The 15,312-nt window shown below is 61.8% G+C and carries 11 protein-coding genes; 5 read left to right on the top strand and 6 right to left on the bottom strand.

Annotation, left to right across the window (positions count from 1 at the left end; genetic code table 11):
- The first annotated feature begins 6 nt into the window (after window positions 1–6).
- The 3 genes from ftsA (at window position 7) to lpxC (ending at window position 3,584) form a co-directional block, all read left to right on the top strand.
- Window positions 7–1,266, top strand: coding sequence for a cell division protein FtsA (ftsA, locus tag BMY45_RS01840; protein ID WP_076383614.1), 1,260 nt, complete (start codon window positions 7–9; stop codon window positions 1,264–1,266).
- 100 nt (window positions 1,267–1,366) lie between these two features.
- Window positions 1,367–2,560 (top strand): cell division protein FtsZ, encoded by a 1,194-nt coding sequence (gene ftsZ / locus BMY45_RS01835; RefSeq protein WP_047228824.1) that lies wholly within the window; start codon window positions 1,367–1,369, stop codon window positions 2,558–2,560.
- Between the two features lie 112 nt (window positions 2,561–2,672).
- Window positions 2,673–3,584 carry a UDP-3-O-acyl-N-acetylglucosamine deacetylase gene (gene lpxC, locus BMY45_RS01830; RefSeq protein WP_030139673.1) on the top strand — a complete coding sequence of 304 codons (912 nt, stop codon included), beginning with the start codon at window positions 2,673–2,675 and terminating at the stop codon, window positions 3,582–3,584.
- A 273-nt stretch (window positions 3,585–3,857) separates the two neighbouring features.
- Here lpxC and BMY45_RS01825 read toward each other — a convergent pair whose 3' ends face one another.
- The 5 genes from BMY45_RS01825 to BMY45_RS01805 all read right to left on the bottom strand — a co-directional run bounded on the left by BMY45_RS01825 (window position 3,858) and on the right by BMY45_RS01805 (window position 11,909).
- Window positions 3,858–5,354: a sensor domain-containing diguanylate cyclase gene (locus tag BMY45_RS01825; protein WP_092394895.1), complete on the bottom strand. Its 1,497-nt coding sequence runs from the start codon at window positions 5,352–5,354 to the stop codon at window positions 3,858–3,860.
- Window positions 5,355–5,599: 245 nt separating this feature from the next.
- Window positions 5,600–6,967, bottom strand: coding sequence for a heavy metal sensor histidine kinase (locus BMY45_RS01820; RefSeq protein ID WP_177193290.1), 1,368 nt, complete (start codon window positions 6,965–6,967; stop codon window positions 5,600–5,602).
- Window positions 6,964–7,635 (bottom strand): heavy metal response regulator transcription factor, encoded by a 672-nt coding sequence (locus BMY45_RS01815; RefSeq protein ID WP_092393782.1) that lies wholly within the window; start codon window positions 7,633–7,635, stop codon window positions 6,964–6,966. The genes BMY45_RS01820 and BMY45_RS01815 overlap by 4 nt, the downstream gene beginning before the upstream one ends.
- Window positions 7,636–7,644: 9 nt before the next feature.
- Window positions 7,645–10,755, bottom strand: a complete 3,111-nt coding sequence (locus BMY45_RS01810; protein WP_092393779.1) for a multidrug efflux RND transporter permease subunit — start codon at window positions 10,753–10,755, stop codon at window positions 7,645–7,647.
- Window positions 10,752–11,909 carry an efflux RND transporter periplasmic adaptor subunit gene (locus BMY45_RS01805; RefSeq protein ID WP_092393776.1) on the bottom strand — a complete coding sequence of 386 codons (1,158 nt, stop codon included), beginning with the start codon at window positions 11,907–11,909 and terminating at the stop codon, window positions 10,752–10,754. Before BMY45_RS01805 ends, BMY45_RS01810 begins: the two co-directional genes overlap by 4 nt.
- A 236-nt stretch (window positions 11,910–12,145) precedes the next feature.
- Between BMY45_RS01805 and BMY45_RS01800 the strand changes: the two genes are divergently transcribed.
- Window positions 12,146–12,400: a hypothetical protein gene (locus BMY45_RS01800; RefSeq protein WP_092393773.1), complete on the top strand. Its 255-nt coding sequence runs from the start codon at window positions 12,146–12,148 to the stop codon at window positions 12,398–12,400.
- Between the two features lie 27 nt (window positions 12,401–12,427).
- On the opposite strand, the gene BMY45_RS01795 is transcribed toward BMY45_RS01800, so the two are convergent.
- Window positions 12,428–13,396, bottom strand: a complete 969-nt coding sequence (locus tag BMY45_RS01795) for a LysR family transcriptional regulator (RefSeq protein WP_092393770.1) — start codon at window positions 13,394–13,396, stop codon at window positions 12,428–12,430.
- A gap of 318 nt (window positions 13,397–13,714) precedes the next feature.
- Here BMY45_RS01795 and BMY45_RS01790 point away from each other — a divergent pair, with 318 nt between their 5' ends.
- The gene (locus tag BMY45_RS01790; protein WP_256573616.1) at window positions 13,715–15,304 is read left to right on the top strand and encodes an efflux transporter outer membrane subunit; all 1,590 of its coding nucleotides are present in this window, start codon (window positions 13,715–13,717) and stop codon (window positions 15,302–15,304) included.
- Window positions 15,305–15,312: the final 8 nt, after the last annotated feature.

The following is a 15,312-nucleotide window of genomic DNA, read 5'->3' as shown; positions in this document are numbered from 1 at the left end:
GGACCCATGGCAAACGTGCAAAGCGGAAAAATGATCGTCGGTCTGGATATCGGCACTTCCAAGGTGGTTGCGCTGGTAGGCGAGGTCGCGGACGACGGCACGCTGGTCATCGTCGGGATCGGTACCCACCCGTCCCGTGGCTTGAAAAAAGGCGTGGTGGTGAACATCGAGTCCACCGTGCAATCGATCCAGCGCGCCATTGAAGAAGCGCAGCTGATGGCCGGTTGCCGGATCCACTCGGCGTTCGTCGGCGTGGCGGGCAATCATATTCGCAGCCTGAACTCCCACGGCATCGTGGCGATTCGTGACCGTGAAGTCAGCTCCGCTGACCTTGAGCGTGTGCTCGACGCGGCGCAGGCCGTGGCGATCCCGGCCGACCAGCGTGTGCTGCACACCCTGCCACAGGACTACGTAATCGATAACCAGGAAGGCGTGCGTGAGCCCCTGGGCATGTCCGGCGTGCGCCTGGAAGCCAAGGTCCACGTGGTGACCTGCGCCGTGAACGCTGCGCAGAACATCGAGAAATGCGTGCGCCGTTGCGGCCTGGAAATCGACGACATCATCCTCGAGCAACTGGCCTCGGCCTACTCGGTGCTGACCGACGACGAGAAGGAACTGGGCGTGTGCCTGGTGGACATCGGCGGCGGCACCACTGACATCGCAATCTTCACCGAAGGCGCCATCCGCCACACGGCAGTGATCCCGATTGCCGGTGATCAGGTCACCAACGACATCGCCATGGCCCTGCGCACGCCGACCCAGTACGCCGAAGAAATCAAGATTCGCTACGCCTGCGCCCTGGCGAAACTGGCCGGTGCCGGTGAAACCATCAAAGTGCCAAGCGTTGGCGAACGTCCTCCGCGCGAGTTGTCCCGCCAGGCTTTGGCCGAAGTGGTCGAGCCGCGTTACGACGAGCTGTTCACGCTGATCCAGGCGGAGCTGCGTCGCAGTGGCTACGAAGACCTGATCCCGGCCGGCATCGTGCTGACCGGCGGTACGTCGAAGATGGAAGGCGCGGTCGAACTGGCCGAAGAGATTTTCCACATGCCGGTGCGCCTGGGCGTGCCCCATGGCGTCAAGGGCCTGGATGACGTGGTCCGCAACCCGATTTACTCCACTGGCGTGGGCCTGTTGATGTACGGCCTGCAGAAGCAGTCCGACGGGGTTTCGTTCTCGGGCATCGGCAGCCGCGACAGCTACAACAGCGACGAGCCGAAGGCGCCGCTTTTCGAGCGGCTGCAGGCTTGGGTGAAGGGCAATTTTTAGCAACAGGTTTAAAGCTTCAAGCGACGAGCCTCTGGCTCGGCACTGGAAGATGCAACAAACGCAGTAGGCGAAAAAACTAGAGAATGAAAGGAGAGGGAAAATGTTCGAACTCGTAGACAACATCCCCGCTAGCCCGGTTATCAAGGTAATCGGTGTCGGCGGTGGCGGCGGCAACGCTGTCAACCACATGGTCAAGAGCAACATCGAAGGCGTCGAATTCATTTGCGCCAACACTGATGCTCAAGCGCTGAAAAACATCGGCGCGCGAACCATCCTTCAACTGGGTACCGGCGTGACCAAGGGTCTGGGTGCCGGCGCGAATCCCGAGGTTGGCCGTCAGGCTGCCCTGGAAGACCGCGAGCGCATCGCTGAAGTCCTGGCTGGCACCAACATGGTGTTCATCACCACTGGCATGGGTGGCGGTACCGGTACCGGTGCGGCGCCGATCATCGCCGAAGTCGCCAAGGAAATGGGCATCCTCACCGTTGCGGTGGTGACCCGTCCATTCCCGTTCGAAGGCCGCAAGCGCATGCAGATTGCCGATGAGGGCATCCGCGCGCTGAGCGAAAGCGTCGACTCGTTGATCACCATTCCCAACGAGAAGCTGCTGACCATCCTGGGTAAGGACGCAAGCCTGCTGTCGGCTTTCGCCAAGGCCGATGACGTACTGGCCGGTGCCGTTCGCGGTATCTCCGACATCATCAAGCGTCCGGGCATGATCAACGTCGACTTCGCTGACGTACGCACCGTGATGTCCGAAATGGGCATGGCGATGATGGGCACTGGCTGCGCCAGCGGTCCGAACCGTGCTCGCGAAGCCACCGAAGCGGCCATCCGCAACCCGTTGCTCGAAGACGTCAACCTGCAGGGCGCCCGTGGCATCCTGGTGAACATCACCGCCGGTCCGGACCTGTCCCTGGGCGAGTACTCCGACGTGGGTAGCATCATCGAAGCGTTCGCTTCCGACCACGCCATGGTCAAGGTCGGCACCGTGATCGATCCGGACATGCGTGACGAGCTGCACGTGACCGTAGTTGCCACCGGCCTGGGCGCGAAAATCGAGAAGCCGATGAAGGTGATCGACAACACCGTTCAGACCTCCCTGGCATCGCAGCCGCAGCAACAAGCGGCCGCTCGTCAGGAACAACCCGCGGTGAACTACCGTGACCTGGACCGTCCGACCGTCATGCGCAACCAGGCTCAGGCCGGTGCTGCGACTGCCGCGAAGATGAATCCGCAAGACGATCTGGATTACCTGGACATCCCGGCATTCCTGCGTCGTCAGGCCGATTGATGAAATGTATCAGGGGGATACGGGTGATTGGTGTTCAGCAAAGGTCTGGTCTGCTATTATCGCCAGCCTTTGTTGATACCAGTTCGCAATTTGCGCTGAAGCGGCCCATGCCATGATTAAACAACGCACCCTGAAGAATATTATCCGTGCCACAGGTGTCGGCTTGCACTCCGGCGAGAAGGTCTACCTGACCCTCAAGCCCGCGCCTGTCGATACTGGCATCGTGTTTTGTCGTGCCGACCTCGACCCTGTGGTGCAGATCCCTGCTCGCGCGGAAAACGTTGGTGAAACCACTATGTCGACCACACTGGTCAACGGTGACACCAAAGTGGATACGGTGGAGCATTTGCTCTCGGCCATGGCTGGCCTGGGCATCGATAACGCCTACGTCGAGCTCTCCGCGTCCGAAGTCCCGATCATGGATGGCAGTGCCGGACCCTTCGTATTCCTGATTCAATCGGCTGGCCTGGAAGAGCAGGACGCAGCCAAGAAGTTCATCCGTATCCTGCGGGAAGTGACAGTGGAAGACGGCGACAAGCGCGCCACTTTCGTCCCTTTCGAAGGTTTCAAGGTGAGCTTCGAGATCGATTTCGATCACCCGGTTTTCCGTGACCGCACCCAGAGTGCAAGCGTGGATTTTTCCAGCACTTCGTTCGTAAAAGAAGTCAGCCGCGCCCGTACCTTTGGTTTCATGAGTGACATCGAGTACCTGCGCAAGCACAACCTCGCACTCGGCGGCAGTGTTGAAAACGCGATCGTGGTCGATTCCGATGGTGTGTTGAACGAAGACGGCCTTCGTTATGAAGACGAATTCGTCAAACACAAGATTCTCGATGCAATCGGCGACCTCTACCTGCTGGGCAATAGCCTGATTGGTGAGTTCAAGGGCTTCAAGTCCGGCCACGCGCTGAACAACCAGCTGCTGCGCAAGTTGATTGAGCAGAAAGATGCTTGGGAAGTCGTGACGTTCGAAGACGCCAGCACCGCACCAATCTCTTACATGCGCCCTGTAGCGGCCGTGTAAGCCAAAAACCTCTCTAGTTTTTAAAGGCTGCCTTCGGGTGGCCTTTTTTTATGGCCGGGTGTTTCTTCGGGGGTGATGGAGCACTGTTAGATTGGAGGGACATGGGGACTTGTGGCGAGGGGATTTATCCCCGCTGGGCTGCGAAGCAGTCCTACCCACTGCAACTCGGTGCGCCAGGCTGATTGAGTCGTCTGCATTGGGGCTGCTTCAGCCCAGCGGGGATAAATCCCCTCGCCACAGAGAGCAATATGTCCACAGCCTTGGGCGCTGGTGTTACATCGCACAGACCACACGATTGCGCCCACTGGCCTTGGCCTGGTACAGCGCCTTGTCGGCGGCGAACATGAGTTGTTCAAGTTCGCCATACGGCCCTTGGGTCCAGGTGGCGATGCCGATGCTAACGGTCATGGGCGCTGCGCCGGGAATGAAAGGCGGCAGTTGCTCCACCGCTTCGCGAATGTTCTGGGCCATGGTAAAGGCTCCGGCGGTGGTGGTTTCCGGCAGTACCACCGAAAACTCCTCACCGCCATAGCGCGCTGCCAGGTCGGCCGGTCGACGGACATGCCGGCCGATCAGATGCGCCAGGGTGCGCAAGGCCTCGTCACCGCTTGGGTGGCCGTGGCGATCGTTGAATGCCTTGAAGTGATCGGCATCGATCATCATGACTGACAGCGGTTGGCCCGAGCGCTGGGCCCGCAGCCATTCCCGTTGCAGCGTTTCGTCCAGGGTCCGGCGGTTGGCCAGGCCCGTCAGCGAGTCGACGGACGCCAGTTGCGCCAGTTCCCGTTCAGCGTGGTGGCGCCGCCTCAGTTCATGACGCAGCAGCCAGGTGAGCCAGAGCAAGCCGATGCACAATGCTCCTGTAGCACCGCTGACCAGCAGCGCCGTGCGTTTCCAGGAGGCGAAGACTTCATCGGAGGAGAGCGCCACCACCACGATCAAAGGCAAATCGCCCACTTGGGAAAAGGTGTACAGGCGCGGCTTCTGGTCCTGACCGGATACGCTGGTGAAGCTGCCGTTGCCTTCGCGCAGGATGCGCATGAAGTTCGGGCGGTTGCTGAAATCCTTGCCAATCAGGTCCTCGGCCAGGGGCGGCTCCTGGGCCAACAGAAAGCCGTCGCTGCTGACCAGATTGACTGTGCCGCCATGACCGATGTTCAGGCTCTTGAACAATTGGTTGAAGTAATTCAAGCGCATCGCGGCTTCCGCCACGCCCACGAACTCCCCTTGTTCGTCGTTCACTCGGTAGCTGAAACTGATGCGCCAGTCCTGCGCGGCACTTCTGGAGCGAAACGGGCGACTGATCATCATGCCCGGGCTCGGGTTCTGGACATGGGACTGGAAATATTCCCGGTCGGCGTAGTTGCCCTTTCGTGGCTCAATCGAGGCGGAGTCGGCGACTACATCGCCGCGCTTGTCGAGCAGCAGGATGTCGCCTTTATAGGGGGCGGCGGTGGCACGGTCGAAGAGCGCCAAGTGGCGAATCGTCGGCGAAACGTCTTTCAGGTCGTCGCGTTGGGTGGCGGCGACCAAACCTTGTAGCGACAGATCGTAGAGCTCCACGTTGCGCAACACGTCGGCATCAATCAGTTGCACGATATTGGTTGCCGAACGTGTCGCGGCCTGTTGGGCGGCGGCGTATTCGCGGATCAGCAGGAAGGTCACGATGCTCAGGATGGCAATGACAACCAACGAACTGGCCAGTACCAGTACCCGTTCCGAGCGTATCGAAAACGGGGTGTTGCCGGGTGTCGCACTGCTCGCGCTCATGGTTCCGATGTCTGCATTTGTCATTTGGCTGGGATCCGTCCCAAAGGGTTGCATAACCGGCAATGCACCAGATGCTGGCCTTTTGCTGATTGTGCTTGGATCGGTGAGAGCGGGCAATCAGTGTTCGCGCAATAACGCGTGAGCACTGCCGAAGGCTGAGATCTTTTTACTGTGCTTCATTTGGCTTTCATCCAGCATTCAATCGCCTGGAGTTCATCCCAATCCGATCTAAACAGCGTGGAGTGTCAAGCCGGCAAGCGGATCCCGAAGGTATTCACGCCCCGGTCACTGCGCACGAAGACATCCCCGCCATGCATCAGCGCAATCGCCTTGACGATGGCCAGCCCCAACCCGTGGTTGGCGCCACTGTTGCTGCGGGAGGCATCCACCCGGTAGAAACGTTCGAACAGGCGCGGCAGGTGTTCATCGGCAATCGGATCGCCGGGGTTGGTGACGGCGAGGGTGATCTGGTCGCCCAAGGCCTCGATGCGCACATTGATCACTTGCCCCGGGGCGGTGTGGCGCACCGCATTGCTCAGCAGGTTGATCAGTGCGCGGCGCAGGTGGGCGATCTCGATGTTGGCCTGGGCGTCACCGTCGACCCTGACCTGGACCTGGGCGTCTTCGAGGATGAAGTCCAGGTAGTCGAGGGTGGTCGCCACTTCGCCGGCCAGGGAGGTGCTGGTGAGTTTGGTGGCTTTGTTGCCCTGGTCGGCGCTGGCGAGGAACAGCATGTCGTTGATGATCGAGCGCAGTCGCTCCAGCTCTTCGAGATTCGATTGCAGCACCTCGAAGTAGTGCTCGGCCGAGCGCCCACGGGTCAGCGCCACCTGGGTCTGGCCGATCAGGTTGGTCAGGGGCGAGCGCAGCTCATGGGCGACGTCGGCGTTGAACGACTCCAGTCGCGAGTACGCCTGTTCGACCCGGTCGAGGGTGGCGTTGAAGGACCTGACGAATTGACTGAGCTCCGGCGCCAAGGGTGACATCTGCAAGCGCCCGGACAAGCGCGGTGGTGTCAGGCGTCTGGCCTCATCGGACAGCTTGATCAGCGGCTTGAGGCCGATACGCGCCACCCAGTAGCCCAGCAATGAGGCCAGGACCACCCCGACAATCGCCAGACTCACCAGCGCCACCAGCAAATGGTGTTGGGTCTGGTAGAACGTCTGGGTGTCGATGCCGATCATGAAGCGCAGCGGCGGACGCTGGTCCTTGGCCGGGAACTGGCTCACGAGCACTTTCATCGGGTATTGCTGCGCCGCCAGTTTCAGGTCGCGCTTGCCCAGCGAACCTTCGGCGAAGGCACGAATCTGTGGATCGGGGTTGCCATATTCAAAGCGTGGATCGCCACTGACGATCCAGAATCGGATGCGTTTGTCTTCCTCTCCCAGCAGGCGCAACTTGTTATTGATCTTCACCCAATGCTCGGGCGTGCCATAGCGGCCGACCATGGATTCGAGCACGCTGTAGCGCGCATCGAGTTCGGCCTCCGGCAACAGGCCCAGGCCCTTGTCGACTTGCTGGTACAAGGCCCCGCCGATCAACAGGAACACCAAGGCCGCCACCAGCGTGAACATGCCGCTCAGGCGCAGGGCGATACTGTCGGGCAAAGTCACTCTCTGCTCTCCAGCACATAACCCATTCCACGAATCGTGTGCAGCAGTTTTTCTTCGAACGGCCCGTCGAGCTTGGCCCGCAAGCGTTTGATGGCCACTTCCACCACGTTGGCGTCGCTGTCGAAGTTGATGTCCCAGACCATTTCGGCAATGGCGGTTTTCGACAGTATTTCGCCTTGGCGGCGCGCCAGGACGCTGAGCAGCGAGAACTCCTTGGCCGTCAGGTCCAGGCGTTGGCCGGCGCGGGTGGCCTTGCGGCTGATCAGGTCGATCCACAGGTCGGCGATGCTGACCTGCACCGGTTCATGACTGCCGCTGCGGCGGGTCAGGGCTTGCAGGCGGGCTACCAGTTCCAGGAAGGAGAACGGCTTGCCCAGGTAATCATCGGCGCCGTCACGCAAGCCCTTGATGCGGTCTTCGACCCGTTCACGGGCGGTGAGCATGATCACCGGGGTCTGCTTGCGGGCGCGCAGAGCCCGCAGCACGCCGAAGCCGTCCAGGCCTGGCAGCATGACGTCCAGCACGATCACCGCGTAATCGCTTTCCAGCGCCAGGTGCAGCCCCTCGACGCCGTTCGGCGCCACATCCACGGTGTAGCCCTGTTCGGTCAGGCCGCGATGCAGATAGTCCGCGGTTTTTTCTTCGTCTTCGATGATCAGAACGCGCATGGCCCCGCCTCAGTCTGTGGTCGCCAGCGTCGTCGGCGCAGGTCCGGGCTGCTGGACGGGCCGATGAAACAGTCGCTCGAGCCATAAGTATATGACCGGTGTGGTGAACAGCGTCAGCGCCTGGCTCACCAGCAGGCCGCCGACCACTGCAATGCCCAGCGGTTGGCGCAATTCTGCGCCGGGGCCGGAGCCGAGCATCAGCGGCAGGGCACCGAGCAGAGCGGCCAGGGTGGTCATGATGATCGGGCGAAAGCGGGTCAGGCACGCCTGGAAAATCGCTTCCTGGGGCGTTAAACCACCCTTGCGCTGGGCGTCGAGGGCGAAGTCGATCATCAGGATGCCGTTTTTCTTGACGATGCCGATCAGCAGCACCAACCCGATCAGCGCCATGATCGAAAAATCCTGGCCCAGCAACCACAGCATGACCAGCGCGCCGAGGCCGGCCGAGGGTAGGGTGGAGATGATCGTCAACGGGTGTACGAAACTCTCGTAGAGCACGCCGAGGATGATGTACACCGCCAACAGCGCGGCGAGGATCAGCCATGGCTGGCTGGCCAGGGAGCTTTGGAACGCTTGGGCCGCGCCCTGGAAGTTACCGGTGATGGAGGCCGGCATGCCGATCTCGTTCTTGGCCTGGTCGAGCATGCGCACTGCATCGCCCAGCGCCACGCCAGGCGCCAGGTTGAACGACAGGTTGGCCGCCGGAAACATACCGTCGTGGGCAATGGACAGTGGGCCGTTGGTCGGCGCATCGAAGCGGGCCAGGGCCGAGAGCGGGACCATTTCACCACTGAGCGGCGAGCGCAGGTAGAAATAGGCCAGGCTCTCGGCCTTCCCGCGTTGTGCGGTGTCGAGCTCCAGGATCACGTTGTACTGGTTAGTTTCAGTCTGGAATTCGTTGATCTGCCGCTGACCGAAGGCGTCGTACAGGGCCTGGTCGACATCGCTGGCAGTGAGGCCAAAGCGCGCCGCCGCGCTGCGGTCGATGTTGATGTGGGTGATGCTGCCCCCCAGTTGCAGGTCGTTGGAGATGTCCCGGAACGCGGGGTTGCCGCGCAGCCTGTCAGTGAGTTTTTGGGTCCAGGTGTTGAGGGTCGGCCCGTCGTTGCTCTTGAGTACGTATTGATACTGGGCGCGGCTTGGACCGGAGCTGAGGTTGATGTCCTGCCCGGCCCTCAGGTAGAGCACCACGCCGGGGATACCCAACAGTTTGGGGCGGATCCTGTCGATGAATCCACTGGCCGACACGTCGCGCTCGCCCCGGGGCTTGAGAGCGATCCAGAAGCGGCCGTTGGCGATGGTCTGGTTGTTGCCGGAGACGCCGACGGAGTGGGAGAAGGTTTGCACCGCCGGGTCGGCGGCGACGACTTCGGCCAGGGCCTTGTGCTTGGCGACCATGTCCGGGAATGACACATCGGCGGCCGCTTCGCTGGTACCCAGCACCAGGCCGTTGTCCTGGACCGGAAAAAAGCCCTTGGGAATGAATACATAGCCGGCGACCGCCATTGCCAGGGTCAGACCGAACACGCCGATCATCAATTTCTGATGGGCCAGGGCCCGACGAAGGCCTCGTTCATACCAGCCCAGCAAGTGTTCGCCGAAGCCTGGCCCGGCCTGAGCATGATGTGTCGGGGCGCGCATGAACAAGGCCGCCAGGGTCGGCGCGAGGGTCAGGGACACCACCACCGAAATCAGGATGGTCGACGTCGCGGTCAAGGCAAACTCCTTGAACAGTCGCCCGACCACGCCCCCCATGAACAGCAGCGGAATGAACGCCGCCACCAGCGAAAAGCTGATGGAGATCACCGTGAAGCCGATCTCGCCCGCGCCCTTGATCGCCGCCTCGCGCATGCCTTCGCCGGTTTCCAGATGTCGGTGGATGTTCTCCACCACCACAATGGCATCGTCCACCACGAACCCCACCGAGATGACGATCGCCACCAGGGTCAGATTGTTCAAGCTGAAGCCCATCACGTACATCAGGGCGAAACTGGCGATCAGTGACACGCCGAGCACCGCCGAGACAATCAGGGTTGCCGAAAGCTGGCGAAGGAACAGCGCCATCACCGCCACCACCAGCAGCACCGCGATCAGCAAGGTGATTTCCACTTCATGCAACGAGGCGCGGATGGTCTGGGTCCGGTCGATCATCACTTTGACCTGCACCGCAGCGGGCAGCATGGCTTCAAGGGTGGGCAAGGCAGCCTGGATGCGGTCGACTGTCTCGACGATGTTCGCCCCCGGTTGCCGGAAGATGACCAGGTTGACCCCCGGCTCGCCGTCGGACCAGGCCTGGACGTAGGCGTTTTCCGAACCATTGACGACTGTAGCGATGTCCTTGAGGTGAACCGGCGCCCCGTCCCTGTAGGACACGATCAATTCACGGTATTGCTCAGGGGTGAACAACTGATCATTGGTGGCGAGGGTGGAAATACTCGACTCGCCGTACAAGGCGCCCTTGGCCAGATTGAGGCTGGCTTGCTGCAGCGCCACGCGGATGTCCGCCAGGGTCAGGCCGATGGCGGCGAGCCGGTCGGCCGAGGCCTGGACCCGGATCGCCGGGCGTTGCTGGCCGGTAATGTAGATTTGCCCTACACCGTCGATCTGGCTGATCTGACGGGCGAGCAGAGTCTCGACGTAATCGCTCAGGTCGGTGCCGGGCATCAGGCTGGAACTGATGCTGAGGATCAACACCGGGCTGTCGGCCGGATTGACTTTGCGCCAGGTGGGCAGGTTCGGCATGTCATTGGGCAATTTGCCTGCGGCGGTGTTGATGGCCGCCTGTACCTCCTGGGCGGCGGTGTCGATGCTTTTGTCGAGGCTGAATTGCAAGGTGAGGTTGGTCGAGCCCAGCGCGCTGCTGGAGGTCATTTGGGTAATGCCGGGGATGGCGCTGAATTGCACCTCCAGCGGGGTTGCCACCGATGAAGCCATGGTCTCGGGACTGGCACCGGGCAACTGGGCGTTGACCTGGATCGTCGGGAACTCCGCTTCCGGCAATGGCGCAACAGGCAGGCGAGGAAAGGCGATCAACCCCAGCAGCACCAAGGCGAACGTCAGCAGCACCGTGGCGATGGGGTGATCGATGCACCAGGCCGAAACCGAACCGCGGCCCTTCATGGTTTTGGCTCCGACACACTGGCCTGGGCCACGGGGTCACCGAGCACCTGGATGCGGGTGCCGGGCTTGAGCCGTGACTGACCGTCGCTCACCAGTTGATCGCCCGCGCTCACCCCTTTGATGATGTGCAGGTCACTGTCCTGGTACACCATCACCACCGGTACGCTCTCGACCTGGTCACCCTTGATCCGGTACACGAAAGGTTGCTCCAGGCCGCGCTGAACCACGGTCGGTGGAACCACCAGGGCGTCCTTGTCGAGGGCGGTCTGGATCTTCAATGTCACCAACTGCCCTGGCCATAGCCGTTGTGCGGCGTTGCTGAATTCAGCCTTGGCCCGCAGGGTGCCGGTGTTGGCGTTGATCTGGTTGTCGATCAGGCTCAGGCGGCCCTCGCCGAGCATTTCACCCGAGCTACCATCGGCGCCTGTGTAGGCCTGGACCAGCGCTTGCTCGGGGGCGGCCATCAACCGCTGCAAGGTGGGCAGCATTTGTTGGGGCAGGGCGAACTCCACTGCGATCGGGTCGATCTGGGTCACGGTGAACAGGCCGTCGGTGTCGCTGGCGCGCAGGAAGTTGCCTTCGTCCACGTTGCGAATGCCGACGCGACCGGTCACCGGGGAGCGGATCCGGGTGTAGGACAACTGCACCTGGGCAGCATCGATGGCCGCCTGATTGCCCTGGGCGGTGGCCTTGAGCTGGTTGACCAGTGCCTGTTGCTGGTCGTAGGTCTGCTTCGATACGCCGTCGTCGACACTGAGCAATTTGTAACGCTTGAGATTGATCTGGGCGACCGCCAGTTGTGCCTGACTTTCCCCGAGCTGGGCCCTGGCCTGGTCGAGGCTGGCGCGGATCGAGCGGTCGTCGATGGTGGCCAGCAGGTCACCCTGCTTGACCTGTTGCCCTTCCTTGACCAGCAGTCGGGTGAGGATGCCGTCGATCTGCGGGCGGATCACCACGCTGTGCAGTGACAACACCGTGCCGATGCCACTGGCAAAACGCGGCACATCCTTTTGCACCACGCTGACCACCCTTACCGGAACGGCCACGGGCGCGCCGGGTTTGGCGGTGACGGGCTTGATGACATACCAGAGGGCGACAGCCGCCAGGACGACCAGGAGCGCGACGAGCAAGACGGTTTTTTTCTGGATGTGCATGGAGGTGGGAGGCCGGTTCAGGACAGAGGGATTTTTATCTTTCTTATATAGCGTTGCGAGGTGGTCAGGAAGGTGACGCCTAACTGACGGGCTTGTCAGTTTTGTCCCGACTTACTGTCAGACGAGTGCAGGGCCGATTGAATCCGCCCTGCGCGCGCCGGTATCGGGCGGGTATACTGCCGACTTTCGCGGCTCGCTCTCCGGGCCCGACTTGCACGCATTACCCGGAGCTTTACATGACTTCCCCAACACCTTTGCCCGCGGACGAACACCCGAACGGCGAACAGGCCGACCGGCCCGACAACGATGTTTCCAGCGGCGAGAGCGTCAACGCGATCCCGACTTTCAAGTTCCCGTTCAAGCCGGGTGAGCTGGCCGCGGCCAAAGGGGCCGGGCAGCAGCCTTGGTACAAGAACGGCGCCAAGAACGGTCACACCAAAACCCCTGGCGCCGCGCCGCCCGGCACGCGTCGCTCGATGGGCAAGCGCTGATATCGCCCTTGGAGCACGGGCGCGAAATCAGTTCGTGACCCGTGCACCGGCCAGACTGCCACTCAACTCATAGGCCGTCAGCTCGGCTTGGTGCGCCGCGAGGATTTCCGGCAGCGAACCGCGCAGGTACTCGACCCAGGTCTTGATCTTCGCATCCAGGTACTGGCGCGAAGGATAGATGGCGTAGAGGTTCAGTTCCTGGGAGCGGTAGTTGGGCATGACCCGCACCAGCGTGCCATTGCGCAAGCCCTCAATGGCGGCATACACCGGCAACACGCCCACGCCCATGCCACTGGTGATCGCGGTTTTCATGGCATCGGCGGAGTTCACCAGGAACGGTGAGTTGCTGATGGTGACCATCTCTTGGCCTTCGGGGCCGTCAAATACCCATTTTTCCAGCGGAATGACCGGGCTGACCAGGCGCAGGCAGGCGTGGTTGAGCAGGTCACCGGGTTTTTGCGGGCAGCCGCTGGCTTTCACGTAGGCAGGTGATGCGCAGACGATGCTGTAGGTGATCCCCAGGCGCTGGGAGACAAAGCCCGAGTCCGGCAATTCGCTGGCCAGCACGATGGAAACGTCGTAACCCTCGTCCAGGATGTCCGGCACCCGGTTGGCCAAGGTCAGGTCGAAGGTCACGTCGGGATGGGTCTTGCGATAACGGGCGATGGCATCGATCACGAAATGCTGGCCGATGCCGGTCATGGTATGGACCTTCAACTGCCCGGCAGGACGTGCGTGAGCATCGCTGGCCTCGGCTTCAGCCTCCTCGACATACGCCAGGATCTGCTCGCAACGCAGCAGATAGCGTTTGCCGGCCTCGGTCAGGGCGATGCGGCGGGTGGTGCGGTTGAGCAGGCGGGTTTGCAGATGGGCTTCCAGATTGGAAACCGCACGCGAAACGTTGGCGGTCGTGGTATCGAGCTGTTGGGCGGCGGCGGTGAAGCTGCCCGCTTCGGCCACACAGCTGAACGCGCGCATGTTTTGCAAAGTGTCCATGAAGGGCTCTCTTGGGAGGTGGCAAATTGTGACACGAAGTTACAGTGCGGCGGACCCCGACTAATGGATTATCGCAGTAACGGTAACAAAGATTCGCAGAAAGGTCGGCTTATCGCCGTTCGGTGGGGTGCCTAGAATTGCGGCCAATCCAGGATCGCTGATTGCTGTGGGAGCGAGCCTGCTCGCGATAGCGGCATCACATTCCCCTCAATGTATCTGCCTGGACGCTATCGCGAGCAGGCTCGCTCCCACAGGTGCGTCACCGGGCATTCAGCCTCACCACTCTTCACGCCTCCCCAACTCAGGAATTTTGCGCAAGTGCCGCGTTGCATCAGCAGAGAGCTGAAGACTCTCAGTGTTTGGCTTTTAACGTTCACCATCAGCGGTTGCATCGGCACGGGAGGGATTGCGCCGCAAGGCCAGGCATTGTCGGCCAATCAACTGGCCACCGATGAAGCGATCCGCGAGGCTGCCCGCGATGCTCACTGGCCCACCCGCCAGTGGTGGAATGCCTATGGCGACCGGCAACTGGATCGCTGGATCGAGCTGGCCGTGCAGGGCAGCCCGAGCCTGGCCCTGGCCGCCGCCCGCGTGCGCCAGGCCAAGGCCATGGCCGGTGTCGTCGAGGCTGCCGAGTCGCTACAGATCAATGGTCAGGCGACTCTCAAGCTTCACGACTGGCCCTCCGATCAGTTCTATGGCCCTGGCGAGTTGGCCGACACCACCACTTGGGACAATAACGCGGGCCTGGGCTTGAGTTATGCCCTGGACCTGTGGGGCCGCGAGCGCAACGCCAGTGAGCGGGCCGTCGACCTGGCTCATGTCCGCGTGGCCGAGGCGCGGCAGGCGCAGTTGGAGTTGCAGAACAACATCGTGCGCGCCTATATCCAGTTCGCGTTGCACTACGCCCAGCGCGATATCGTCGTGGCGACCCTCCATCAACAGGAGCAGATTCTCGAACTGGCGCAAAAGCGTCTGGACGGCGGCATCGGCACCCATTTCGAAGTCAGCCAGGCCCAGGCGCCGTTGCCCGAGACCCATCGGCAACTCGACGCCCTCGACGAAGCCATTGCCTTGAGCCGCAATCAATTGGCGGCGCTGGCGGGCAAAGGGCCAGGCGAAGGGGCGCGGCTGCAGCGCCCGACCCTGGCGCTCGGTGCGCCCTTGAAGCTGCCGTCGGCATTGCCCGCCGAACTGCTCGGCCAGCGTCCGGACGTGGTGGCCGGGCGTTGGCAAGTGGCCGCTCAGGCGCGGGGTATCGATGTCGCGCGTGCCGGGTTTTATCCCAATGTCGACTTGGTGGGCAGTATCGGCTACATGGCGACCGGTGGCGGAGCGCTGGAGTTCTTGACCGGCAAGAAACTCACCTACAGCGTCGGACCGGCCATCACGCTGCCGATTTTCGATGGCGGGCGCCTGCGCTCACAATTGGGGGAGGCGGCGGCCGGTTATGACATTGCCGTGGCCCACTACAACCAGACGCTGGTCGATGCGCTCAAGAGCATTTCCGATCAGTTGATCCGCCGTGAGTCCATGGACAAGCAACACGTCTTTGCTGCTGCGTCGGTGGCCGCCGCGCAACGCACCTACGACATCGCGATGGTTGCGTTCCAGCGCGGGCTCACTGACTACCTCAACGTGCTCAACGCCCAAAGCCTGTTGTTCAAGCAGCAACAGGTGCAACAGCAAGTGGAGGCGGCGCGCTTGAGTGTTCATGCCGACCTGGTGACGGCGCTGGGAGGTGGCCTGGACTCTGTAGGAGCTGTCGAGTGCAACGAGGCTGCGATCTTTCCCCAGACACTTGAGTCCCCAACGAAAAGATCAAAAGATCGCAGCCTTCGGCAGCTCCTACGCAGCGCCTACAAGGCGCAATCCAAGCGCGAGCAAGCTCCCTCGCCACGATGCTGAGTTTTTTC

The organism is Pseudomonas sp. NFACC39-1 (assembly GCF_900110355.1).
In the GTDB taxonomy this organism is placed as follows: domain Bacteria; phylum Pseudomonadota; class Gammaproteobacteria; order Pseudomonadales; family Pseudomonadaceae; genus Aquipseudomonas; species Aquipseudomonas tehranensis.
Note: the sequence above shows the minus strand (reverse complement) of the source record. Positions and strands in the feature narration are given on the sequence as shown.